Origin of the sequence: Cellulophaga omnivescoria, from assembly GCF_027915275.1 — a bacterium.
GTDB lineage: Bacteria > Bacteroidota > Bacteroidia > Flavobacteriales > Flavobacteriaceae > Cellulophaga > Cellulophaga omnivescoria.
Window position 1 is genome coordinate 539419 of the sequence record NZ_CP115819.1, and the last position, 24315, is coordinate 563733.

The 24315-nt window shown below is 31.2% G+C and carries 24 protein-coding genes; 9 read left to right on the top strand and 15 right to left on the bottom strand.

Annotated elements, in window-relative coordinates; genetic code table 11:
- Window positions 1–202: 202 nt before the first annotated feature.
- From PBN93_RS02375 to PBN93_RS02390, 4 genes are all read left to right on the top strand, one after another.
- On the top strand, window positions 203–445 hold the full coding sequence (locus PBN93_RS02375; RefSeq protein ID WP_077400471.1) for a hypothetical protein: 243 nt from the start codon (window positions 203–205) through the stop codon (window positions 443–445).
- Window positions 442–1560 (top strand): serine hydrolase, encoded by a 1119-nt coding sequence (locus PBN93_RS02380; RefSeq protein WP_077400166.1) that lies wholly within the window; start codon window positions 442–444, stop codon window positions 1558–1560. The genes PBN93_RS02375 and PBN93_RS02380 overlap by 4 nt, the downstream gene beginning before the upstream one ends.
- A gap of 162 nt (window positions 1561–1722) precedes the next feature.
- On the top strand, window positions 1723–4101 hold the full coding sequence (locus PBN93_RS02385) for a DUF2339 domain-containing protein (protein ID WP_077400163.1): 2379 nt from the start codon (window positions 1723–1725) through the stop codon (window positions 4099–4101).
- Entirely contained in the window at window positions 4082–5329 is a 1248-nt protein-coding gene (locus PBN93_RS02390; RefSeq protein WP_077400160.1) for a DUF3999 family protein, read from the top strand. Before PBN93_RS02385 ends, PBN93_RS02390 begins: the two co-directional genes overlap by 20 nt.
- Before the next feature lie 49 nt (window positions 5330–5378).
- Here PBN93_RS02390 and rimO read toward each other — a convergent pair whose 3' ends face one another.
- Complete coding sequence (rimO, locus tag PBN93_RS02395; protein WP_077400157.1) at window positions 5379–6680, bottom strand: 30S ribosomal protein S12 methylthiotransferase RimO; 1302 nt, start codon at window positions 6678–6680, stop codon at window positions 5379–5381.
- Between the two features lie 124 nt (window positions 6681–6804).
- On the opposite strand from rimO, the gene PBN93_RS02400 reads away from it, so the two are divergent.
- A complete protein-coding gene (locus PBN93_RS02400; RefSeq protein ID WP_077400468.1) occupies window positions 6805–7893 on the top strand; it encodes a serine hydrolase domain-containing protein in 1089 nt (362 codons plus the stop codon).
- Here the strand turns inward: PBN93_RS02400 and PBN93_RS02405 are convergent.
- The 12 genes from PBN93_RS02405 to recR form a co-directional block, all read right to left on the bottom strand.
- Window positions 7890–9560: an amidase family protein gene (locus PBN93_RS02405; RefSeq protein WP_077400154.1), complete on the bottom strand. Its 1671-nt coding sequence runs from the start codon at window positions 9558–9560 to the stop codon at window positions 7890–7892. The two genes, PBN93_RS02400 and PBN93_RS02405, sit on opposite strands and share 4 nt — an antisense overlap.
- A gap of 49 nt (window positions 9561–9609) precedes the next feature.
- The gene (gene ftsY / locus PBN93_RS02410; protein WP_077400151.1) at window positions 9610–10572 is read right to left on the bottom strand and encodes a signal recognition particle-docking protein FtsY; all 963 of its coding nucleotides are present in this window, start codon (window positions 10570–10572) and stop codon (window positions 9610–9612) included.
- A gap of 90 nt (window positions 10573–10662) precedes the next feature.
- Complete coding sequence (locus PBN93_RS02415; RefSeq protein ID WP_077400148.1) at window positions 10663–10815, bottom strand: DUF4295 domain-containing protein; 153 nt, start codon at window positions 10813–10815, stop codon at window positions 10663–10665.
- Between the two features lie 42 nt (window positions 10816–10857).
- Entirely contained in the window at window positions 10858–11040 is a 183-nt protein-coding gene (gene rpmG, locus PBN93_RS02420) for a 50S ribosomal protein L33 (protein WP_024481505.1), read from the bottom strand.
- Window positions 11041–11061: 21 nt separating this feature from the next.
- Window positions 11062–11298 (bottom strand): 50S ribosomal protein L28, encoded by a 237-nt coding sequence (rpmB, locus tag PBN93_RS02425; RefSeq protein ID WP_077400145.1) that lies wholly within the window; start codon window positions 11296–11298, stop codon window positions 11062–11064.
- Window positions 11299–11416: 118 nt separating this feature from the next.
- Window positions 11417–12664 (bottom strand): competence/damage-inducible protein A, encoded by a 1248-nt coding sequence (locus PBN93_RS02430; protein ID WP_077400142.1) that lies wholly within the window; start codon window positions 12662–12664, stop codon window positions 11417–11419.
- On the bottom strand, window positions 12664–13002 hold the full coding sequence (locus PBN93_RS02435) for an Hpt domain-containing protein (RefSeq protein ID WP_271081355.1): 339 nt from the start codon (window positions 13000–13002) through the stop codon (window positions 12664–12666). The genes PBN93_RS02430 and PBN93_RS02435 overlap by 1 nt, the downstream gene beginning before the upstream one ends.
- Window positions 13003–13614 carry a fumarylacetoacetate hydrolase family protein gene (locus PBN93_RS02440; RefSeq protein ID WP_077400136.1) on the bottom strand — a complete coding sequence of 204 codons (612 nt, stop codon included), beginning with the start codon at window positions 13612–13614 and terminating at the stop codon, window positions 13003–13005. It lies immediately after the preceding gene.
- Window positions 13615–13630: 16 nt separating this feature from the next.
- A complete protein-coding gene (locus PBN93_RS02445) occupies window positions 13631–14545 on the bottom strand; it encodes a carboxypeptidase-like regulatory domain-containing protein (RefSeq protein ID WP_271081356.1) in 915 nt (304 codons plus the stop codon).
- Between the two features lie 3 nt (window positions 14546–14548).
- A complete protein-coding gene (locus PBN93_RS02450) occupies window positions 14549–15325 on the bottom strand; it encodes a 3'-5' exonuclease (RefSeq protein WP_271081357.1) in 777 nt (258 codons plus the stop codon).
- 119 nt (window positions 15326–15444) lie between these two features.
- Window positions 15445–16788 (bottom strand): dihydrolipoamide acetyltransferase family protein, encoded by a 1344-nt coding sequence (locus PBN93_RS02455; protein ID WP_271081358.1) that lies wholly within the window; start codon window positions 16786–16788, stop codon window positions 15445–15447.
- A gap of 95 nt (window positions 16789–16883) precedes the next feature.
- The gene (gene recR, locus PBN93_RS02460) at window positions 16884–17504 is read right to left on the bottom strand and encodes a recombination mediator RecR (RefSeq protein WP_271081359.1); all 621 of its coding nucleotides are present in this window, start codon (window positions 17502–17504) and stop codon (window positions 16884–16886) included.
- A gap of 108 nt (window positions 17505–17612) precedes the next feature.
- On the opposite strand from recR, the gene PBN93_RS02465 reads away from it, so the two are divergent.
- Window positions 17613–19076, top strand: coding sequence for a sodium:solute symporter (locus PBN93_RS02465; RefSeq protein ID WP_271081360.1), 1464 nt, complete (start codon window positions 17613–17615; stop codon window positions 19074–19076).
- Between the two features lie 83 nt (window positions 19077–19159).
- Here the strand turns inward: PBN93_RS02465 and PBN93_RS02470 are convergent, their stop codons facing one another.
- A complete protein-coding gene (locus tag PBN93_RS02470; RefSeq protein ID WP_077406537.1) occupies window positions 19160–19519 on the bottom strand; it encodes a CoA-binding protein in 360 nt (119 codons plus the stop codon).
- 224 nt (window positions 19520–19743) lie between these two features.
- Window positions 19744–20754 carry a 3-oxoacyl-ACP synthase III family protein gene (locus tag PBN93_RS02475; protein WP_077406540.1) on the bottom strand — a complete coding sequence of 337 codons (1011 nt, stop codon included), beginning with the start codon at window positions 20752–20754 and terminating at the stop codon, window positions 19744–19746.
- Window positions 20755–20991: 237 nt separating this feature from the next.
- Here PBN93_RS02475 and htpG point away from each other — a divergent pair, with 237 nt between their 5' ends.
- The 3 genes from htpG to PBN93_RS02490 all read left to right on the top strand — a co-directional run bounded on the left by htpG (window position 20992) and on the right by PBN93_RS02490 (window position 24283).
- Window positions 20992–22881, top strand: coding sequence for a molecular chaperone HtpG (htpG, locus tag PBN93_RS02480; RefSeq protein ID WP_271081361.1), 1890 nt, complete (start codon window positions 20992–20994; stop codon window positions 22879–22881).
- A 405-nt stretch (window positions 22882–23286) separates the two neighbouring features.
- The gene (locus PBN93_RS02485) at window positions 23287–23919 is read left to right on the top strand and encodes an MOSC domain-containing protein (RefSeq protein WP_271081362.1); all 633 of its coding nucleotides are present in this window, start codon (window positions 23287–23289) and stop codon (window positions 23917–23919) included.
- Between the two features lie 4 nt (window positions 23920–23923).
- Window positions 23924–24283, top strand: coding sequence for a DoxX family protein (locus PBN93_RS02490; RefSeq protein WP_271081363.1), 360 nt, complete (start codon window positions 23924–23926; stop codon window positions 24281–24283).
- The last annotated feature ends 32 nt before the right edge of the window (window positions 24284–24315 follow it).

Here is a 24315-nt window from a genome sequence, read left to right on the forward strand (position 1 = left end):
TAACAATTAGATGTTGCGATACAAGATTTATTGTAAAATGATTAACACTTTTTGGCACTAAATACTAAAAAAAAGTAAATTTTACTGCAAAAAACAAGCATTTAGATTAACAGGAGTATTTTAATTGTTACCTGTTACCTCTAATTTACATAAAGAAATAGTAGTTTTACCTCTAAATATTATTTATATCAACTTAAATTACATGGCTAAACAAATAAAACTTATATGGGATTTTAGAGGCCCAGCTGCAGAAAAAACGGCAGAACATCATGAAATACATTTAAAAGAATTTATTAGTGCCGAAAAACTAGACCTTAATATAACCGGATACACAGTTATAACAGATATGCATAGTATAGCATACTTAGTTGTTAATGAAAAAGAAATGATTGCTGTGAGAGACGCATTAAAACCTCATAGAGGAGAATTATATACTACAAAATGAAACCATACACACTAAGCTTTTTATTATTTGCATTACTATTTTCTTGTAAGGAAAAACAGCAAAAAATAAACCATCCTATTAATTATATTATTGCATCTAAAAGTGATAATATAAAAAAGGTGTTAGATAGCATTACTAATCATGAAGTACAATTTAGATATACCGAAATAAAAAAGACCAATGGTGTTTTTGTGGTTAATAATTTTGATTTTAACACCAATTCAAATAATTACTTTTATCCAGCTAGCTCTGTAAAATTACCTATTGCTGTTTTAACGTTAGAAAAAATATTTGAAAGCGAAGGCTACACTAAGGATACCGAGTTTTTTATTGAAGGTGATACTTTAAAAACAACATTTGCTAAGGAAATTATTAAATTATTTACCTTAAATAACAATGATGCTTACAATAGATTATTTGAGTTTTTGGGTCAGGATTATATTAACCAAAAACTTAAAGAAAAAGGTGTAGAAAATGTTAGAATAGCTCATAGATTAGCTACAGAAGATGCTGATAATGTTACTACAAAACCTTTAGTTATTTATTTAAATGACAGTACAACCATAAATACTAAGGCTATAATTAACAGCCCTATTACTCCTTTACAACTTGATAAGGTAAAAAAGGGTACCGCTTATATTGATAACGACGAAATTCTACAAAAAGAACCTCTAGATTTTAGCCTAAAAAACTATTATAGTATTGATGCTCAACAACAGGTGTTACAGCGCATAATTTTTCCTGAGTCATTTAAAAAAGAGCAGCAATTTAATTTATATGAAGATGATTTATCGTTTTTGACAAAAGTAATGAGCAGCATCCCTAAAGAAGCAAGTTATGCTAAGTTTTTTATGTATGACGATACAAAAAAGCCAATACCAAATAACATAAAAATATACAATAATATTGGTTACAACTATGGCACTTTAACAGACTGTGCTTTTATTGAAGACACAGAAAACGATATTAGTTATATGCTTACAGCAACAATACTGGTAAATAAAAATGAGGTTTTTAATGACAATAACTACGAGTATGAAACTGTGGGAATTCCATTTTTAGCAGAGTTAGGTAGAGAATTTTACAATTACAACCTACAAAAAAAGCAGAACTAAAAATAACCTATTATACTATTTAACGCTTAAACTTGTTATAGTATATAACCAATTTAATATGTAAACTGTTATATTTTCACGGTTTACAGGGTACAAACCTACTTATAGTAATAGCTACATTGCACACTACTATAATAACTAGTAATTTTTAGGAACCAGCTTATGGCAAACGACCAAGAATATTTAAATAACCTAACCAAACAGTTTGAAATTCTTTTAAGCAAGCAAGAGCATTTTGCAAAGGAACTTATGGTTCTTCACAAAGAAATAGAGCGACTCAAAAAAGAGGGTATTCCTAAACAAAAAAGTAGTGAAAAGACTGCAACTATTACAACACCAGAAGTTACTCCTATTACAGAACCTACAGCAGAAAAGCCTACAGTAGAAGAACCTGTTATAGAAGTGACAAAAGATGTTTATAAAGACCCTATTACTGTCCCGAAAAATGCAACTACACAACCTAAACAAAATATAAAAACAAAAATATCTAAACCTAAAGCCAAATCTAATATTGAAAAGTTTATTGGTGAAAACTTACTAAGTAAAATAGGTGTTCTTATTCTAATAATTGGTGTTGCAATTGGCGCAAAATACTCTATAGAAAATAATTTAATTAGTCCGCTAACCAGAATAATTTTAGGTTACTTAACTGGTCTAGGTTTACTTGGTCTGGGCATTAAACTAAAACAAAAATATACAAATTACAGTGCTGTTTTAGTAAGCGGATCTATAGCTATAATGTATTTTATAACGTTTGCCGCTTATAGCTTTTATAATATTCTACCGCAAATACCCGCTTTTGCAATAATGGTAATACTTACTGTGTTTACCATTATTGCTGCTACCAACTACAACAAACAAACCATTGCACATATTGGGCTGGTTGGCGCTTATGCAGTTCCTTTTTTATTAAGTAGCGGCTCTGGTGAAGTTGGTATTTTATTTACGTATATGTCTATAATTAATATAGGCATTTTAACATTGTCATTTAAAAAAGATTGGAAGGGCTTATTCTACTCTGCTTTTATATTTACTTGGTTTATATACGGTTCGTGGTTTTTATTTAGCTATAATTATGACTACTTTACAAAAGCCTTTTTATTCTTGTTTATATTTTTTCTGATATTTTACACAACATTTATAGTTAATAAAATAAAAAAGAACCACGCTTTTAATCCTAGCTCTATTTTAATACTTTTAGTAAACTCTTTTATCTTTTTTGGTTATGGTTTTTACCTACTAAGTTATAATCAAGATTACAAAGGTTATTTAGGCTTATTTACGGTTGCAAATGCGTTGTTGCATTTTATTGCTGGTACTATTTTATACAAACAAAAACTAGCAGATAGCAAGCTTTTATATTTTATATTAGGTATGGTCTTTGTTTTTATCACCATTGCTGTACCTGTACAACTAGACGGTAATTACGTTACTATTTTATGGATTACTATTGCCGCTTTACTTTTCTATATTGGCTCATCAAAAGGCGCTCCTATATTAAAGCAAATCTCTTATCCGTTAATAATATTATCTCTGCTAAGCTTGTTTCAAGATTGGGGAACATACTACTTAGATCATAGTTATTATAGTGATTACGCAGGTAATGTTACTCCACTATTAAACGTAAATTTATTAGGATCTTTACTTAGCATTACCTCTTTGCATTTCATTTATACAACCAATAAAAAACACAATACCAAAAACAACGTTTTATCTTACATTACCCCAATACTATTAATATTAGTAACATTTAATAGTTTCTTTGTAGAAATAATACACTACTTTAATTTAGCTCTAGATAAGTCTAAAATTATAATAGACAAAACAGACATTTATAGCAACCCTATTAATTATGACATTAATAGCTTTAGCATACTAACACTTGTATGCTACACCTTGTTATTCTTTTCTATACTAAGTATTATAAATATTAAAAAGATAAAAAACAGAGCATTAGGTATTGCAAACATTAGCATTAACAGTCTTGTTTTATTTATTTCTTTAACAATTGGTCTACTTATTTTAAGTGACTTAAGAGATAGTTATTTAAATCCGTCTGAATATTACAACTCTGGAAGTATGCACCTTGCAGTAAGGTATATACTTTATGCATTTACAGCACTAATAGTTTACTGTACTTATAGTTACACTAAACAAAGTTTTATGCGCATAAACTTTAAAATTGCGTTTTCTATATTACTTAATATAACAGTACTTTGGGTTTTAAGTAGCGAACTTATTAATTGGATAGACTTGTCTGGTGCAGAACAAACATACGGGCTAGAATTAAGTATTTTGTGGGGTGTATATTCATTCTTTTTAGTAGCAAAAGGAATATGGAAAAAAATAAAATACATACGTATTGGCGGCATAATCCTTTTTGGCGTTACTATTATTAAACTTTTCTTTTTAGATTTAGCCTCTTTAAATACCATATCTAAAACTATTGTTTTAGTTATTTTAGGACTATTAATTTTAGGAGTTTCATTTTTATACAACAAGTACAAAAACAAAATTTTTGATGAATCAAAAACAGAATAAAGCCGTATTATTTTTTTTACTAGTTACTACTGTATTTTATGCACAAATGCAAAAGTATGATGCCAAAATTGAGCTTAAAAACATTACAGATACTTGGCATAATATTGTTTTACCAGATACTGTATTTGCTAATACCCAAGATCATTTAAGTGATATTCGTATTTATGGTATAACTCCAAAAAATGATACTATTGAAGCTCCATACCTTTTTAATTACACATCACCAGAATTAAAAACTAAAACGGTAGAATATAAATTATTAAATGCAAGTACTAAAGATGGTATATACTACTTTACATTAAAAGTACCTTCCAAAGATCCTATAAACCATATAAAATTAGATTTTGAGAATACTAATTTTGATTGGAAAGTTTCGGTTGAAGCTAGTCATCATCAAAAAAAATGGTTTAAAATATATGATGATTATAGAATTGTTGCCATTAAAAATAACCTAACAAATTATAGTTTTACAGACATTAATTTTAGTGCAGCGGAATACACCTATTTTAGAATAGGAATTAAAAGTGATGAAGAACCTATATTAAAAAGAGCAACTTTAGAGCTTAAACAAAAAACAACTGCCAATATTACAGACAGAAAATTAAAGTCTTACAACATTAACGAAGACAAAAAAAACAAAAAAACCATTATTAATGTTAACCTTACAAAAAAGGCTCCCACTCACCAAGTAACAATAAATGTTAGTGATGATATTGACTATTATAGACCTATAAAAATTGAGGAACTTTTGGACAGTGTTAAAACTGATAAAGGTTATTTATACGACTACAACACTTTAAGTGTAGGAACATTATCCTCAATAGAAAATAATACATTTACTTTTGACAATACCTTCTCAAAAAAGATACGCATAACTATTTTAAATTTTGACAATCAACCTTTAAAAATAAAAAACATATCTGCTAAAGGATACAAGTATTTACTTACTGCTAGGTTTACTGAGCCAGCTACATACTATTTAACATATGGTAACAAAGATGCCTATGGTCCTAGTTACGATATTGCACAGTTAAACATAAAAATGCCTAAAAACATAAAAAAACTCTCCCTAGGTGAACCTGTTTTTATAGCTAAAAAAGAAAAACAAACCCAAGAGCCACTTTTTAATAACAAATTATGGCTGTGGGTTATAATGGTTTTAATTATGACTATTATTGGATGGTTTTCTTATAAAATGCTAAGCAATAAGCCCGAAGAAAATAAATAAAAAAAGCCCTAGAATTTAAGTTCTAGGGCTTTTTTTTATTTATTTTTAGTTATACTGGTTCTCCGTACAAATCAAAGTCTGCAGCTTCTGTAATTTTTATATTAGCATATTCTCCTTGTTTTAGGTAATGCTTGGTAGCATCAATTAAAACTTCATTATCTACATCAGGAGAATCAAACTCTGTTCTTCCCACAAAATAATTACCTTCTTTTCTATCAATAATACACTTAAAAGTTTCCCCAATTTTTTCTTGATTTAATTCCCAAGAAATCTGTGATTGAATCTCCATAATTTGGTTGGCCCTATCTTGCTTTACCTCTTCTGGCACGTTATCTTCCAAGTTATAGGCGTGGGTGTTTTCTTCATGACTATATGTAAAACAACCTAAGCGTTCAAAACGCATATCTGTTACCCATTGTTTTAAAGTTTCAAAATCTTCTTCTGTTTCTCCAGGGTAACCAACAATTAATGTTGTTCTAATTGTCATATTTGGCACCGTAGCTCTAAAATCTTGCAACAACTTAGTGGTTTTTGCCTGTGTAGTTCCACGGCGCATACTCTTTAAAATAGCATCTGATATATGTTGTAAAGGAATATCTAAATAATTACAAATTTTTGGCTCCTTATTCATCAAATCTAAAACATCCATAGGAAAACCAGTAGGAAACGCATAGTGCAAACGTATCCATTCTATACCATCCACTTTCACTAATGCCTCTAACAGTTCTGCTAAATTTCGTTTTTTATATAAATCTAAACCATAGTATGTTAAATCTTGGGCAATTAATATTAACTCTTTAACACCTTTGGCTGCTAATTTTTTAGCTTCAGTAACCAAATCTTCAATAGGTGTACTTTTATGCTTACCACGCATTAATGGTATTGCACAAAAAGAACAAGGCCTATCACAACCTTCAGCTATTTTTAAGTAAGCATAGTTTTTAGGAGTTGTTGTTACACGCTCTCCTATTAATTCATGCTTATAATCTGCCTCTAAAGCTTTTAATAAACTAGGTAGTTGACTAGTACCAAAATACTCATCTACATTTGGAATTTCCTTAATTAAATCCGGCTTATAACGCTCACTTAAACACCCAGTAACAAAAACCTTATCTACCTCACCAGCTTCTTTCTTCTGTACAAAATCTAAAATAGTATTTACACTTTCTTCTTTTGCATTATCAATAAAGCCACACGTATTTATTACAACAATATTACCCTCTTCTTCATGAGCCACTTCTTTACCGTTTGCTTTTAATTGCCCCATTAGTACTTCAGAATCGTACACATTTTTAGAGCAACCCAAAGTAACTACATTAATTTTGTTTGTTTTTAGTGATTTTGTGCGCATAATCTATTAAAATTGGCTGCAAAAATACAACTTGCTTAAGGAATGACAGCTATATAGAACTAATTTTATGATTTTTACGTTAAACCATTAGTCTTTAATGTTATCTAACATAAAAATAAATACAATGACTAGTCACAAATATTTTTTTTTAATAGTATTGCTTTGCACAATTTGTAGTTGTTCTACAGATAAAGAAAATAGTATAGACGATACAGATTCTAATGAAATGTATTTTCCGCCTATTAACTCTGACGAGTGGAAAACTAATACAGTCGAAAATTTAGGCTGGGATGAAGATGCTTTACAACCGCTTTTAAGTTTTGTTGAAGCCAACAAAACAAAAGCTTTTTTAATACTTAATAACGGGAAAATTATAGTTGAATGGTATGGAAACGGTGCTAATGCAACTACAAATTTAGCTTGGAATTCTGCAGCAAAAACATTAGTATCTTTTACCGCAGGAATTGCTATTGATGAAGGCTTACTAGACATTAACAAACCATCTAGCAATTACTTGGGTACAGGCTGGTCTTCTTTAACCTCTGCCCAAGAACAAAACATTACAGTTAAAAACCATTTAACAATGACTACTGGTTTAGACTACACTGTAACTAACAACAACTGCACAGACCCAGAGTGTTTCACTTTTAAAAATTTACCAGGCACATTTTGGTACTATCATAATGGAGCATACACTATTACACACAATATTGTAGAAGGAGCCGCACAGCAAAATTTTAACACTTATTTTAATAATAAACTTAAAAATGTAATTGGCATGCAAGGTAGTTGGTTGCCAGTTGGTTATTTTAAATTGTATTACAGTAACGCCAGAAGTATGGCCAGGTATGGAATTTTAAATCTAAATAAAGGAAATTGGGACGGAATTCCGGTGTTAGAATCAGAAACATATTTTAACGAAATGACAAGCACGTCTCAGAACTTAAATGATGCATACGGTTATTTTTGGTGGCTAAACGGAAAAGCATCATATAAATTACCTGCTTCAGAACTAGATTACGCAGGTAAATTAATACCTAATGCACCCAACGATTTAATAGCCGCCTTAGGCAAGGATGACCAAAAACTATACATTTCACCTAGTAAAAACTTAGTTGTTGTACGTTTAGGTGATGCTGCTAATGATGAACTACTTGGTCCGTCTAGTTTTGACAATTTACTTTGGGAAAAAATAAACAACCTAATTAACTAGTTGTAATCTTTTGGCATTTTTCTCACATTAAAAACAGACTCAAAACCTGCTGCATAACGCAACAAGTCTGCCTCGTTAAATTGTTTTGCTATAAAAGTTAAACTAATTGGCTCCCCTGTTTTTTTATATCCCATTGGTACTGTAATTGCAGGATATTTAGCTACTGCTGCATAACCAGCATGATAATTATTTATAGATAAAATTGCATTTAAATTATAAGCATTCATAGCTTCATTAAAATAACGTCTTCCGCTTTGCTCTAAATCACTAACAATAACAGCTAGTTGTTCAACTGTAGTGGTATCCGCTAAAATTCCTCTAAATAAGGCTTGCCCATAAGGTATTCTTACAACAGAGTCTTTTTCATTAAATGCTACGGCAGATTTTATATCTTTTATTGGTAATTTATTTTTAGTTTGACTGTTTATATAGGTTGGCAAATCGTATTTCATATCAATATTTAAAATACTTAAAAAACCATCCATTGATACCTCTGGAGGAGTAATTTCTATAATTACACTGCCTTGTTCTCTTAATTTATCTATTGTTATTTTATAAATAGAATCTGTTTCTAATAAACTTTTTATAGCTCCAAAACGTTTACCCTTTAAACTATTACTAGATAAAGTAGCTGATAGCACTCCAGTTTCTACAGCAATAGATTTACCATCTAACTCATCTTTGCCTTTCATAGCATCTAATAATATTGCAGCATCAATAGTATTCTTTGCCATTGGCCCAGGTGTATCTAAAGTACTAGAAATTGGCACTATACCTGTTCTACTTAAAAAACCAATAGTTGGTTTTAAACCAACAACAGAATTTTGACTAGATGGAGACAAAATGGAACCAGATGTTTCTGTACCTACGGCTGCTACTGCATAATTAGCCGCTACAGCAGTACCACTGCCAGCACTAGAACCTCCAGTCTCAAAAACTGCTCTACCATACGGATTTAATGTTTGCCCGCCTACAGCACTATAACCAACAGGGCAACCAGAGCACAAAAAGTAAGCCCATTCACTTAAATTAACTTTTCCTAAAATTAGAGCACCATTTTTCTTTAGTCGCTTTACTATAAAAGCATCATCTGTACTGTTATTTTTTAATGCTATTGCACCAGCTGTAGTTACCATATTCTTAGTATTAATATTGTCTTTTAACAATATAGGCATACCGTATATGGGGTGCTTATTACTTGGCTCATTATCTGTTTTTTTAAGCTCGTCTAACTTACGAGCCTGCTTAACTACTTCACTATTTAAAGCAATTACCGTATTTAAGGTTGTAGCATTATCCAATTCATATTTATAAATTCTGTATAAATAAAAAAGTACCAGCTTTTCATAAGTTAATTTCCCTTCGTCTATTTGTTTACGCAAATCATATATATTCTGCTCCAAAATAAGTGGCTTTAATGCCGTATATTCTTCTTCTGATAATTTTTGAACCTCTGGATATAAGGGAAGAAAAATTGCATTTTTATCAATTACTTTAGATTGTAAAAGTTTATAACGCATTCTAGAGTTTTTATGCGTTTTATTTTTTTCCAACTCTAAAGAGTCGTTATATGGAGCCCACAATACAACTTCTTCATTAGACGTTTCTTTTTTGTTTTTACAAGCATAAGTAAGTAAAACCAATACAACTACTAATATTTTTTTCATAACCAGATAGTTTTAAACAAAAAAACCTCCGCAAGGAGGCTTTATAAAATTATTTTTTTAGGTTAAAGAATGAGTCTACAAACTCATACTTATTAAAAACCTGTAAGTCCTCTATACCTTCTCCTACCCCAATATATTTAACCGGAATTTGAAACTGATCTGAGATCCCTATTACAACACCACCTTTTGCAGTACCGTCTAATTTAGTAACTGCTAATGAAGTTACCTCTGTAGCTTTAGTAAATTGTTTGGCCTGCTCAAAAGCATTTTGACCAGTAGAACCATCTAAAACAAGCATTACATCATGCGGCGTATTATCTACAACCTTATGCATTACTCGTTTTACCTTAGTAAGCTCATTCATTAAATTTACCTTATTATGCAAACGGCCAGCAGTATCTATAATTACCACATCTGCATTTTGTGTTACAGCAGAACTTAAGGTATCAAAAGCAACAGAAGCAGGATCACTACCCATTTTTTGTTTTACAATTGGAATATCTACGCGATCTGCCCAAACCTGTAGTTGATCTATTGCCGCAGCCCTAAAAGTATCTGCAGCACCTAAAACAACTTTTAAACCTTGTTTTTTAAATTGATAAGCCATTTTTCCAATGGTAGTAGTTTTACCAACACCATTAACACCAACAACCATAATTACATAAGGCTTTACATCTTTAGGTACAGTAAACTCGGTTTCATTACCAGTATTTGTCTCAGATAATAAAGCCGCAATTTCTTCTCGTAAAATTACATTTAACTCATCTGTCCCTAAATATTTATCTTTAGAAACACGTGCTTCTATACGATCTATAATTTTTAAGGTAGTATCTACACCAACGTCAGAAGTAACTAAAATTTCTTCCAAGTTATCTAACACATCATCATCTACCTTAGCTTTACCAGCAACAGCTTTACTCAACTTAGAAAAAAAGCTACTTTTACTTTTCTCTAAACCTTTATCAAGGCTTTCCTTCTTTTTTGAAGAAAATATATTTTTAAATAGACTCATTTTTTATCCTGTAATTTTACCAAAGATATAAAAATAAAAAAAGCCACTTTCTAATGAAAGTAGCTTTATTATCAATACTGTATATTGATATTATTTTTTAGCTAACCACTCGTTTACTAATTCTGGAGCCATAACTGATTCCACAAACGTGTAAGCTCCTGTTTTAGGAGACTTTACCATTTTAATGGCTTTAGTTAATCTCTTTGAGCTGGTCTGTAAACTTGCTACTGTTTTCTTTGCCATAACTTTATAGTTTAACAATTTCCTTACTAAAGGAAATTTAAATTATTTTATTTCTTTATGAACAGTCATTTTCTTAAGGATTGGGTTAAATTTCTTTAACTCAATTCTGTCTGGAGTGTTCTTTTTGTTTTTAGTGGTAATGTACCTAGAAGTACCTGGTTGCCCAGATTCTTTATGCTCTGTACACTCTAAAATAACTTGTATTCTGTTACCTTTCTTTGCCATCTTTATTATTTTTTAAAGAGATTATTTAATAACCCCCTGTGCTTTAGCCTCTTTTAATACTTCAGAGATTCCTTTTTTGTTGATACTCTTAAGAGCTCTTGTAGATACTTTTAAAGTTATCCAACGATCTTCCTCTGGAATGTAAAAACGTTTTTTGGAAAGATTTACATCAAACCTTCTTCTTGTCTTATTAATAGAGAAAGACACGTTATTTCCAAACATTGCTTTCTTTCCAGTGATTTCACAAACTTTTGACATTATGCTAGATTTTGTGTTATTTTAAACAGGCTGCAAATTTATAGCTTTTTTTTGGGTAGACAAAATTCTTTTCATCAAATTTTTAAAATTATTTTATCTACCTCTAAATTGTTGCTATTTAGCAACCTAATATTCCTTTATACAATAGTTCTAAAGCCTTGCTTACAGCTTTATTTACCACTCTTTCTCTTTGCCCTCCTAATTGATGGTATACGGCAAAAATTTTTGTTGGTGTTGCCACACCAATATAAACAGTTCCCACTTCGGCATCAGAATCTCCTTTTGTTGGCCCAGCATTACCTGTAGTGGCTATTGCAAAATCTGTATTAAGCATTTTTTTTACATTTTTTGCCATTGCCATAGCAACCTCTTCACTAACTACAGAGTGTTGTTTAATAAGATCTTCTGAAACACCTAACAAAGCGGATTTAACCTCTGTAGCATAGCTTACAATACCTCCTTTAAAATATGCTGAAGCCCCTGGAATTGATGTAATAATTTCTGAAATTTTACCTCCAGTAAAACTTTCTGCTGTAGCTAAAGTTTTTCTTTTTTCTGTAAACAATTTAGCTACTACAACCTCTAACTCATCCTCACCTTCATCGCCATAAATTATATCCCCTATTAGAGTTTTTAACTTTAAGCTTTCTTCCTTTATAATTTTTTCTAAACTATCTTTATCTACACTTGTTCCAGATAAACGCAAACGTACAGATCCTAAACTTGGTAAATATGCTAGTTTTATAAAAGGTGGTAATTGATTTTCCCAGCTACTTATTTGCTCTGCTAAAGTACTTTCACCAACTCCGTATGTTATAAATGTTTTGTGTATAATATGCGGCCTTTTAAACTCTTTTGTAATACGAGGTATAACCTCTTCTGTTATTAAATAACGCATTTCAAAAGGCACTCCTGGCATTGACACAAATACAGTATCTGCATCTTTAATCCACATCCCTGGAGCAGTACCTTTAACATTATGTAATACGGTAGCCTTAGATAATACTTTGGCTTGCTGACGGTTTACGTCTAGTATAGGTTTATCTGAAAACTTTTTAAACAACTCCTCTACATGAGCTAAAACTTTATTGTCCTGAACCAGGACATCATTAAAAAACTCACACAATGTATGCTTGGTAATATCGTCTTTAGTAGGACCTAAACCGCCAGTTATTAAAACTATGTCTACTCTTTTAGACGCATCATTTAAAGCCGAAAGAATTTGTTGTTTATTGTCTTGTACAGATGTAATCTGATAAACAGCAACTCCAATCTTATTTAACTCCTTACCTATAAAAGCTGAATTGGTGTCTATTACCTGACCAATGAGTAACTCATCACCTATGGTAATTATCTCTGCAAGCATTACAGACTAAAATCATTTTTTAATTCAGACACCACCTGCTCTATATCAACCTTTAAGGTTTTAAAAATTTCATCAATTTTATTAAAATCTCCTTGTTGCTTACCCAGAGACTCTATTTCATAAGCCGCAGCCCTAGTTTGCTCCATACCCAACAAATCTACATTAGGTTTAATTTTATGAGCTAATTGGTAAGTTGGCTCATAATCTCTACTTTCAATTGCTTTTTCTAGAAGACCTAAATCTTCTGGTACTTCTTCTAAAAATACAGATACTACAGAATTGATAAAATCATTATCACCATCTGCCATTTCATTTAATTTATCAAGACTATAAATCATTTATTTTATATTTAATGTAAACATTTCTTCACCTTCTAAGGTGCCACAAAGATAATCATTAGCATCTACCCGTCCTACACCTGCTGGTGTACCTGTAAATATAACATCTCCTTTTTTTAACATAAAGTATTGAGAAACATACGATATAAGCTCGTCTATTTTCCACAACATTAAATTTGTATTTCCCTTTTGTACTATTTCTTCATTTTTAAACAATGAAAAATTTATATTATCTACAGAAGAAAATTTACTTTTTGGCAACCATTTACCTATTACTGCCGCACCATCAAAACCTTTTGCTTTTTCCCAAGGTAAACCTTTTTCTTTTAGCTTAGATTGTAAATCACGTGCTGTAAAGTCTATTCCTAACCCAATTTCATCATAATAATTGGCAGCAAATTTTTGTTCTATATGTTTTCCTACTTTTTTAATTTTAACTAATACCTCTACTTCATAATGGATATTATCAGAGAATTCTGGTATGTAAAAATCTTGTTCTTTAGGCAACACAGCAGAATCTGGCTTAATAAAAACAACAGGATCTGTAGGCTTTTCATTGGCCAATTCTTTAATATGATCTGTATAATTACGACCAATACAAATAATTTTCATAATATGCTTTATTAGTTTACTGCATTTCTTTAGACAGTTTTAAACTCACTGCTGGTATTAAGTGCTTGGTATTATCTTTAGATTTCACCTTAAAATCTGTCCATTCTCCCATACCATAAACCATAACTTTAAAATTTTGGTTTTTATTGTAAACACCACCAAATGTTGGGGCAAACCTATCTTCAATTGTAAGCTCATTAGTTAAAGGATCTTTACCTTTTATTGCATACCAATTGTAAGGCACAAACAGCCACTCTAATCCAATATATAAGCCTTGTCTAGGCATTTTTATATTAAAGGCCGATAAATCTATAGATACAAAATCATTTTCTGCAAAGGTCTCTAAAATTATACTTTTGCGTAACAAATCCTTAGCTGGTTTTTTAGTTTCCGGATCTACGTCGTACACACGAATTCTAAATTTAGATGCTCTTCTTTTAAACCCTTCATTTTTTTGAAAAAATACAGTTACCTTATTTACATATTTTTTTTGAGCTCCTATATTAGGATAATAAGTTGCCAAAACCCAAGGTGTAGAAGAAGACGAAAATCCGCTTTTTAAATCATAACTAGCAATAGGGTTTAATACAAATGAGTCTCCTAAAGACTTAGCCACAACAACCTCATCTAACTCAAAAGACTCTTCTAGCATACCAAACTTTTTTTCTTCTACTAGTTTTTTTACAGCTACAATTGTGTCTTTAAAACCTAAAGAAGATAAGTGCACTTGTTTTTCTAAAAAAGAGGAAGGTACATCTACAAAAAAATATCCTTTTTCATCTGTAGAAGCACCCTTTAAGGTGTTTAAAAAACTAACATTTACATATGGTATTGGCTCTTGTGTTTTTGCGTTGTATATGGTGCCGTCTATTAAAATTTCTTGTGCAGACAAACTAACAACACTAAAAAAAAGCAAAAAGAAAAATCTCATTATTTAGCTTAACTTATTGTTTAACTTACTAAGTTTTATTTGAGTAAGTACTTTTTTTGTGTACAACGGAAAATCTGCATTTAAAATCCACCCAAAGTAGCCTGGTTCTTTCTCTAAAACATCATCTACCTTTTTACCTTTATGCTTACCAAAAGAAAAAGCAGGGTCACCATCTTGGTCTATAATTATAAAACCTGCAAAGTCTGCAAACTTCTTACGAGTGGTAAATTCTGATAATTTTTTAATATCATTATCTAACTCTGGGTACCGATCTAATTGCGATTTTAAGACCTCAAAAGTGGCATTAGTATCTGCCGCTGCACTGTGTGCATTGGTGAGCTCTTTATTACAATAAAATTTATAAGCAGCTTCTAATGTTCTTTTCTCCATCTTAAAAAAGATGGTTTGCACATCTACAGAAACTGTATTTTTCATATCAAAATCTACTCCAGCCCGAAGCATTTCTTCTGCTAAAAGAGGAATATCAAACCTATCTGAATTGTAACCACCTAAGTCACAATCTTTAATCATTGCGTAAATTTCTTTAGATAATTGTGCAAAAGTAGGTTCATTTGCAACTTTCTCATTGCTAATACCATGTACTGCAACTACCTCATCTGGAATATGCATTTCTGGATTTACCAGCCACGTCTTACTTTCTTTATTTCCGTTAGGGTATACTTTTAAAATGGAAATCTCTACCACTCTATCTTTAGCCACGTTTATACCAGTTGTTTCTAAATCAAAAAAACAAATTGGGCGTGTTAATTTTAAATCCATTTTACTGTGTTTTAACACAAAGATAAATGAATAGCAACTTTTAGAAAAAATAAAATGGGTATAAAAAATGCCCTATTAAAAAACAGGGCATTTTATTGTGTTATTATGTTGGTATTGTTTTATATTTCTCTGTTTACATCCCAAGCTTCTAAGTATTCTGCCACTGCTTTTATAAACATACCTCCTAAAGCACCATTTACAACACGGTGATCATAACTATGAGATAAAAACATTTTAGAACGTATACCTATAAAATCACCTTCTGGTGTTTCTATAACAGATGGCACTTTACGTATGGCTCCTAAGGCTAAAATTGCTACTTGCGGCTGGTTAATAATTGGTGTACCAAATACACTACCAAATGTACCTACATTGGTTACGGTATATGTACCACCTTGGATATCATCTGGCTTTAAAGCATTGTTTCTTGCTCTGTCTGCTAAATCATTTACAACTTTAGCCATACCAACTAAGTTTAACTGATCTGCATTTTTAATTACAGGTACAATTAAATTTCCGTCTGGTAATGCTGCTGCCATACCTAGGTTTATATTTTTCTTTTTAATTACAGACTCTCCGTCAAAAGAAATATTTATTAAAGGAAACTTTTTAATTGCAAAAGCAACTGCCTCCATAAATATTGGTGTAAACGTAAGTTTTTCTCCTTCTCTCTTTAAAAAGGCATTTTTGTTTTTGTTTCTCCAGTTTACAAGGTTAGTAACATCTACCTCTATAAAACTTTGTACGTGAGCAGATGTAGCCACACTAGCAGTCATATGCTGCGCTATTAATTTACCCATACGAGACAAAGGAACAACCTCATCTCCAGCAGATGCTACTACAGGTGCTGCTTTAGGAGCTGGTGTTTTTACAGGTTGAGTCTGCGGTGCTGGTGCACTTTTTGGCGCTTCTGCACTACCATTAGTACTAGGTACTGTTCTGTTTTCTACGTAATTTAATATATCTGTTTTAGTAACTCTGCCTTCTTTACCAGTACCTTTTATAGCATCTAACTCTGCTATAGTAATACCTTCTTCTTTAGCTATATTTTTAACTAAAGGAGAGTAAAATTTGTCTGAATCACTAAAATCTTGCGATGTAGCTACCGTTTCTTTTGCCACAGCAATAGAACTTTCTATGGCAGCAACTTCTGGTGTTTCTTCTGCTTTTTCTTCTACCGCTGGCGTATTACTTTCTGTTTCATTAGAGGTTTCTGCTTCTCCAGAAATTTCTATAATGGCAACAGTTTGTCCTACTTGTACTATATCATCAACGTTAAAAAGTTTTTCAACTAAGACACCTTCTACTTCAGAAGGCACTTCAGAATCTACCTTATCAGTGGCAATTTCAAAAACAGCCTCATCCATCTCAATGGTATCTCCTACTTCTTTTAACCAAGTAGTTAATGTTGCCTCTGCAACACTTTCTCCCATCTGAGGTAATTTTAATTCAAATTTTGACATATTACTATTTTAAAAGCAATTTATATACTTAATTTTGCAAAAATACTAATTAAAACGTCATTTAATTAAATTTAGTGCATTTATTTTAATTTAAACTATCCTAATTTTAAAGAATTCTCAAAAGGAACCCTATTTAATATACTTCTACCAAGGGTTACCTCATCTGCATATTCTAACTCATCACCAACGGCAATACCACGTGCAATTGTAGATGTTTTTAAGCCCATACCTTCTATTTGTTTATAAATATAAAAGTTGGTAGTATCACCTTCCATAGTAGAACTTAAAGCAAAAATTAACTCTTTAATTATACCTTCTTTAGATTTATTTACCAAAGAATTTATTGTTAAATTTTGCGGACCCACTCCCTCCATTGGAGAAATTCTCCCTCCTAAAACGTGATACAGACCTCTGTATTGCCCTGTATTTTCTATAGCCATTACATCTCTAATATCTTCTACAACACAAACTATAGACTCATCTCTTTTTGGATTAGCACAAATTTCACACAAAGCAACGTCTGATATATTATGACAGTTAGTACAAAACTTAATTTCTTCTCTTAATTTTAGTAAACTATTAGATAATGCGCTAGTTTGATCCTTTGGCTGTTTTAATAAATGTAATGCCAAACGCAAAGCTGTACGCTTACCAATACCAGGTAATTGAGATATTTCATACACTGCATTTTCTAACAATTTAGAAGAGAAATCCATACTATTAATTTTCTATACAAATTTACAATTTATTCTTGTTTTTTGGCGACTATTAATCCTATGATGATATTTTTTCTTTTTGTACTTTGCAATCACAAATTACTACTCATGACATCTACGCATATATTACTACTAATAGGTTGTTACTTTTTAGTTTTACTATTAATATCTTACTTAACCGGCAAAAACGACTCTAATGAAGATTTTTTTAAAGCTGGCAAACAATCTCCTTGGTATGTAGTTGCTTTTGGTATGGTTGGCGCATCTTTATCTGGTGTAACTTTTATATCTGTTCCGGGATGGGTACAAGGCTCACAATTTAGTTATATGCAGGTTGTGTTTGGTTACCTTATAGGCTACTTTGTTATTGCCTATCTTTTAATGCCAATTTATTATAAATTAAATGTTACTTCTATATACGAATATTTAAAAGAGCGTTTTGGTTTAGTTAGTTACAAAACTGGCGCTTTCTTTTTCTTTATATCTAGGGTATTAGGAGCCTCTTTTAGGTTATTTTTAGTGGCATTAGTATTACAGCAGTTTGTTTTTGATGATTTAAACATTCCGTTTGAAATTACGGTAATACTCTCCATACTTCTTATATGGATTTACACTTTTAAAGGCGGAATAAAAACCATTGTATGGACAGATACCTTACAAACACTTTTTATGCTAATATCTGTTGGTTTATCTATCTATTTTATTACTGATAAGCTAGATATGAGTTTAGGAAATTTATTAGCCTCTGAAGAACTAAAACAATACAATAAAATTTTTTACACAGATAGTTTTTTAGCAAAAAACCACTTTATAAAATCGTTTTTTGGGGGTATGTTTATTGCTATTTGTATGACAGGCTTAGACCAAGATATGATGCAAAAAAACCTGAGTTGCAAAACATTAAAAGACGCACAAAAAAATATGATTTCTTTTAGCCTGGTATTGGTGGTTGTAAACTTTATTTTTTTACTATTAGGAGCTCTTTTATTTATTTACGCAGATAAATTTAATATAACAACTCCTTCTCTTGGTGGTGTAGGAGCACCAAAAACAGATTTACTTTTTCCTGAAATTGCATTAAATAGCGGACTAGGTATTACCATTGCCATTACATTTATGCTAGGCTTAATTGCCGCTGCTTATAGTAGTGCAGATAGCGCTCTAACATCTTTAACAACATCTTTTTGTGTAGACTTTTTAGGCATTGATAAAAAACCCCAGGCACAACAAAAAAAAATAAGAAAAATTACACATATAGCTATGAGTGTTTTACTCATAATAGTTATAATTATATTTAAAAATATACTAAACCGTAATGTAATAGATAGTCTACTAACTGTTGCCACATATACTTATGGACCATTACTAGGACTTTTTGCTTTTGGTATCTTTACTAAACATAAAATAAAAGACAAATGGGCTTGGTTGGTAGCTACTGTACCAGTAATTATAATTTTAGTAGTATCTAACATTCCTGCAGACAAACTTGGAGGCTATGTTATTGGTTATGAAATGCTTCCAATTAATGGCTTACTTACCTTTTTTGGCCTTTGGCTAATTAGAAAAAAATAAGAATTTAAAAATATAGCACTAGAGAAAAGTAACTTTTTTATATTATTTGTAATTTATTTTGAAAAAAATTACAAATAATATTTTTAGTACTGGTTTGTAGCCAACATTACCAAAGTACAACCAACAACTACCTCTATATTATTCTTTTTCAGTATTTTATAAAAATCTAGGTTTTCTGTTCCGGGGTTAAATATTACCCGTTTTGGTTGTAATTTTACTATATCTTTGTAATATTCTACCTGCTTAGATGGATTTAAATACAAAGTAACTGTATTTATATTTTGAAATTCGGTTAAATTATCTTTAATTTGAACACGTAAAACAGTCCCTAAATTTTTACCAAATGCCACAGTTGTTATGTTCTTTTCTTTAAGTTTCTTAATTGCAAGATAACTATACCGATTCGGATTCAACGAAGCACCAAAAACAAGGGTTTTAGACATTTTTTGAAAATTTAATGTTAAATATTGTTAACGATTGTAACTTTATTGTAAAATTTACGTCTTATAACTATACATAGTTATTTAAATATAGACATTTTAAGATAAGGTCATTGATAACGCTGTATTTTTATAGTTAATGGTTAGTGTTTAGTATAGCCTATCGATGACAAAGAAGCCCAGAGTTCTGCTCTGGGCTTTATGTTTTTATATACTTAACGTATTAATTACCATTTAATAACAACACTACCCCAGGTAAAGCCACTACCAAATGCTGCTAAAATAACCAAATCTCCTTTTTTAACTTTACCTTGTTCCCAAGCTTCCGTTAATGCAATTGGTATAGATGCTGCTGTTGTGTTACCATAGTTCATTATATTATTAAACACTTGGTCATCATTTAGTTTAAACTTCTTTTGTATAAACTGTGATATTCTAAGGTTTGCCTGGTGCGGTACCAACATATCAATATCAGACACTTCTAAATTATTTGCCTGTAAACCTTCCATTATTACCTCACTAAAACGAACCACTGCATTTTTAAATACAAACTGGCCGTTCATATACGGAAAATATGATTCATCATTGGGATCTGCCTCTTCAATAATATCGGTTACCCAACGTTTACCCATCCCTGGGGCAATTAAAGATAACTCTTCTGCATGTTGTCCTTCAGAATGTAAATGTGTAGATAAAATTCCGGTTTCATTGTCTTCTGCTCTACTTAATACTGCTGCACCTGCCCCATCACCAAAAATTACAGAAACACTTCTACCACGTGTTGTCATATCTAAACCGTGAGAATGTAATTCAGAACCAATAACAAGCACATTTTTATACATTCCGCTTTTAATATATTGGTCTGCTACAGATATACCGTAGACAAAACCAGAACATTGGTTCCTAACATCTAATGCCCCAACTGTTTTAATACCTAAATCTCTTTGCACTAAAACTCCCGGCCCAGGAAAATAATAATCTGGACTTAGTGTGGCAAAAACTATAAAATCTATATCATCTTTATCTATACCTGCGCGTTCTATTGCTATTTTAGCTGCCTTAACACCCATTGTTGTTGTAGTGTCTCCATCTCCTTTAACTACATGTCTTCTTTCTTTTATTCCAGTACGCTCTTGTATCCAAGCATCATTAGTATCCATTACCTTAGATAAATCATCATTGGTAACTACATTTTCTGGCACATAATGACCTAAGCCAATTATTTTTGAATTGTACATAACTTTTACTTTAATATCTTAGTTTGGTTTGGGCTACACCCAATTTAAAGCTGCAATATATAAATAATGATAATTTTTAATTGCAATAATTGAAGATAACCAAAAAATCTGATATTTTTTAATAGAATGTCAGTTTGTCATATATAGCTTAATTGGTATTTTATTTGCCATACCCATAACAGAATAAAAAAATTAATAATCAGTTTTCCTAAAAGGGATAAAAAATACAATTTAATTATGGCGACAGGTAAAATTAATGTATCCGTTGAGAATATTTTTCCGCTTATTAAAAAGTTCTTATATAGCGACCACGAGATATTTTTACGTGAGTTAATATCTAATGCTACAGATGCAACTTTAAAACTTAAACATTTAACTTCTATAGGTGAAGCTAAAGTAGAATATGGCAACCCTGTTATAGAAATTAAGGTTGATAAGGAAGGTAAAAAAATACATATTATAGACCAAGGTCTTGGTATGACAGCAGACGAGGTTGAAAAGTACATTAACCAAGTTGCTTTTTCTGGTGCTGAAGAATTTTTAGACAAATACAAAGACTCTGCTAAAGACTCTGGTATTATTGGTCATTTTGGACTTGGATTTTACTCTGCCTTTATGGTTGCAGATAAAGTAGAAATTATTACCAAAAGCTTTAAAGATGAGCCAGCTGCACATTGGACTTGTGATGGTTCTCCTAACTTTACTTTAGAAGCTGCAGATAAAACAGAACGTGGTACAGAAATTATTTTACACGTTGCAGATGACTCTACAGAGTTTTTAGAAGACAGTAAGATTAATGAACTTTTAACCAAGTACAATAAATTTATGCCGGTACCAATTAAGTTTGGTATGCGTACAGAAACTTTACCTAAGCCAGAAGATGCTAAGGAAGAGGATCCTGCACCAACGCAAGAGGTAGACAATATTATAAACAACCCAAACCCAGCTTGGACAAAAGCTCCGGCAGATTTACAAGAAGAGGATTATAAAGGGTTTTACAGAGAGCTTTACCCAATGCAGTTTGAGGAGCCTTTGTTTCATATACACCTTAATGTAGATTACCCGTTTAACTTAACAGGTATTTTATATTTCCCTAAATTAACAAACGACTTAAACATACAAAAAGACCGTATACAACTATACCAAAACCAAGTTTTTGTTACAGACAATGTAGAAGGTATAGTACCAGAATTTTTAACTATGTTACGTGGTGTTATAGACTCACCAGACATACCGTTAAATGTTTCTAGATCATACTTACAGGCAGATGGTGCTGTTAAAAAAATATCATCATACATTTCTAGAAAAGTAGCAGATAAACTATCGTCTTTATTTAAAAATAATAGAGAAGATTTTGAAGCTAAATGGAATGACATTAAAATTGTTATTGAATACGGAATGCTTTCTGATGATAAATTCTTTGACAAGGCTGACAAATTTGCATTGTACCCAACAGTAGATGGCGCTTTTTACACGTTTGAAGAGTTACAAGAGAAAATAAAAGCTACACAAACTGATAAAGACAATAAACTTGTTCTTTTATATGCATCTAATAAAGAAGCACAACACAGTTATATTGAAGCTGCAAAAACTAAAGGATACGAAGTTTTATTATTAGACTCACCTATCATTAGCCACTTAATGCAAAAATTAGAAACTTCTAAAGAGAATATTTCTTTTGCAAGAGTAGATGCAGACCACATAGACAATCTTATTAAGAAAGATGAAGAGCAGATCTCTAAACTATCTGAAGAAGAAAAAGAAACGCTTAAAAAAGAGTTAGAAGAAACTATTACCAATAAAAGCTTTACTGTACAGTTAGAAGCTATGGATAGTAACGCTGCTCCTTTTACAATTACAGAGCCAGAGTTTATGCGTAGAATGAAAGAAATGCAACAAACCGGTGGCGGTGGTGGTATGTTTGGTATGGGTAATATGCCAGAAATGTACAACCTTATTGTAAACACAAACCACGATCTAGTTTCTGAAATTCTAAATGCAGATACACCAGAAACAAAAACACGTTTAATAAACCAATCTTTAGACTTAGCACGTTTATCTAAAGGCTTATTAAAAGGTGAAGAGCTTACAAACTTTATTAAAAGAAGTTACGAGATGGTAAAGTAACATTTACTCATAGACTTAAAAATATAAAATCCGCATTAACTACTTAATGCGGATTTTTTTATACCTACAAGCAATAACAAACATTGCGTCACAATAATTTGTATACAACTGTACCTGAGATTTTTTATCTCCTTTTTTACAGCCGGCAATTAATTGGTTTGTGGTTTGTTGCATAAATGTTTGTAAGTATTCTATCTTAAAAACGATTGCTTTTTTAAAGGGTTTCATTTTTAACAAAAAAACATCACTAAATTTTAGTGATGGTTTAAAAATAAGTAAGTTTTAAAGTATTTATACCCGAAATTTATTTTTGTAATAATTTTTATAAGCTTCAATTTTACACTAACTACAACTACTTAACAAAAACCATTGTATTTATATGCAATGGTTTTTTATCTTTATAGGATGAAAGTAGTAGCAACCAACCTTGGTAAACCAACCAAAATACAGTGGAACGGTAAAGAAGAAGTAACTGGAATTTATAAATACCCAACAACTGAACCAATACAATTAATGAACACAGATGTTGTTAATGATGCTGTTATAGATTGTAAACACCACGGAGGCACTCACAAAGCTTGTTATTTATTTTCTGCAGACGTTTATGATTATTGGAAAAAACTATACCCTAATTTAGATTGGAATTGGGGAATGTTTGGAGAAAACCTTACCGTTAAAGGCCTAAATGAAGCAATAATTAGAATTGGCGATATTTACAAAGTAGGAACTGCAATTGTGCAAGTTTCACAACCAAGAGAACCTTGTTATAAGCTAGGTATACGTTTTGGAAACCAACAAATACTAAAACAATTTATAGACCATAACCGTCCTGGAACTTATGTTCGTATTTTACAAGAAGGAACAGTTAATACAGGTGATATTTTTACGTTGGTAGAACAATCTAAAAACAAACTTACGGTACAAGATTTTTACAAATTACTTTTTACTAAGGAAAAAAATACAGACACAGTTAAATTAGCCGTAAACAATATGGCCTTACCAGAAAAAAAGAGATTACGTTTAGCCAAATACCTTTAAAATTATGATATATCCATGGCACCTATACCTTATGGCATTACTGTATATAATTGCGGGTATTATGCATTTTATTAAAACAAAAATGTATACTCGTATTATGCCAATGTACCTACCAAAGCATTTACTATTGGTTTATATAAGTGGTATTTTAGAGGTTGTAATTGGTACAGGATTGGTTTATACTTACACTAAAAACCTAGCTATTTATGCATTAATAGCAATGTTAGCAGTTTTTTTACTTGTACATTTTTATATGCTATCTAGTAAAAAAGCAGCAGCAGGCATACCAATGTATATTTTAATTTTACGCATACCATTGCAATTTGTTTTAATGTATTGGGCTTATTACTACTTACAATTTTAAGCATAAAAAAAGGAGGCCATAAAAATAGCCTC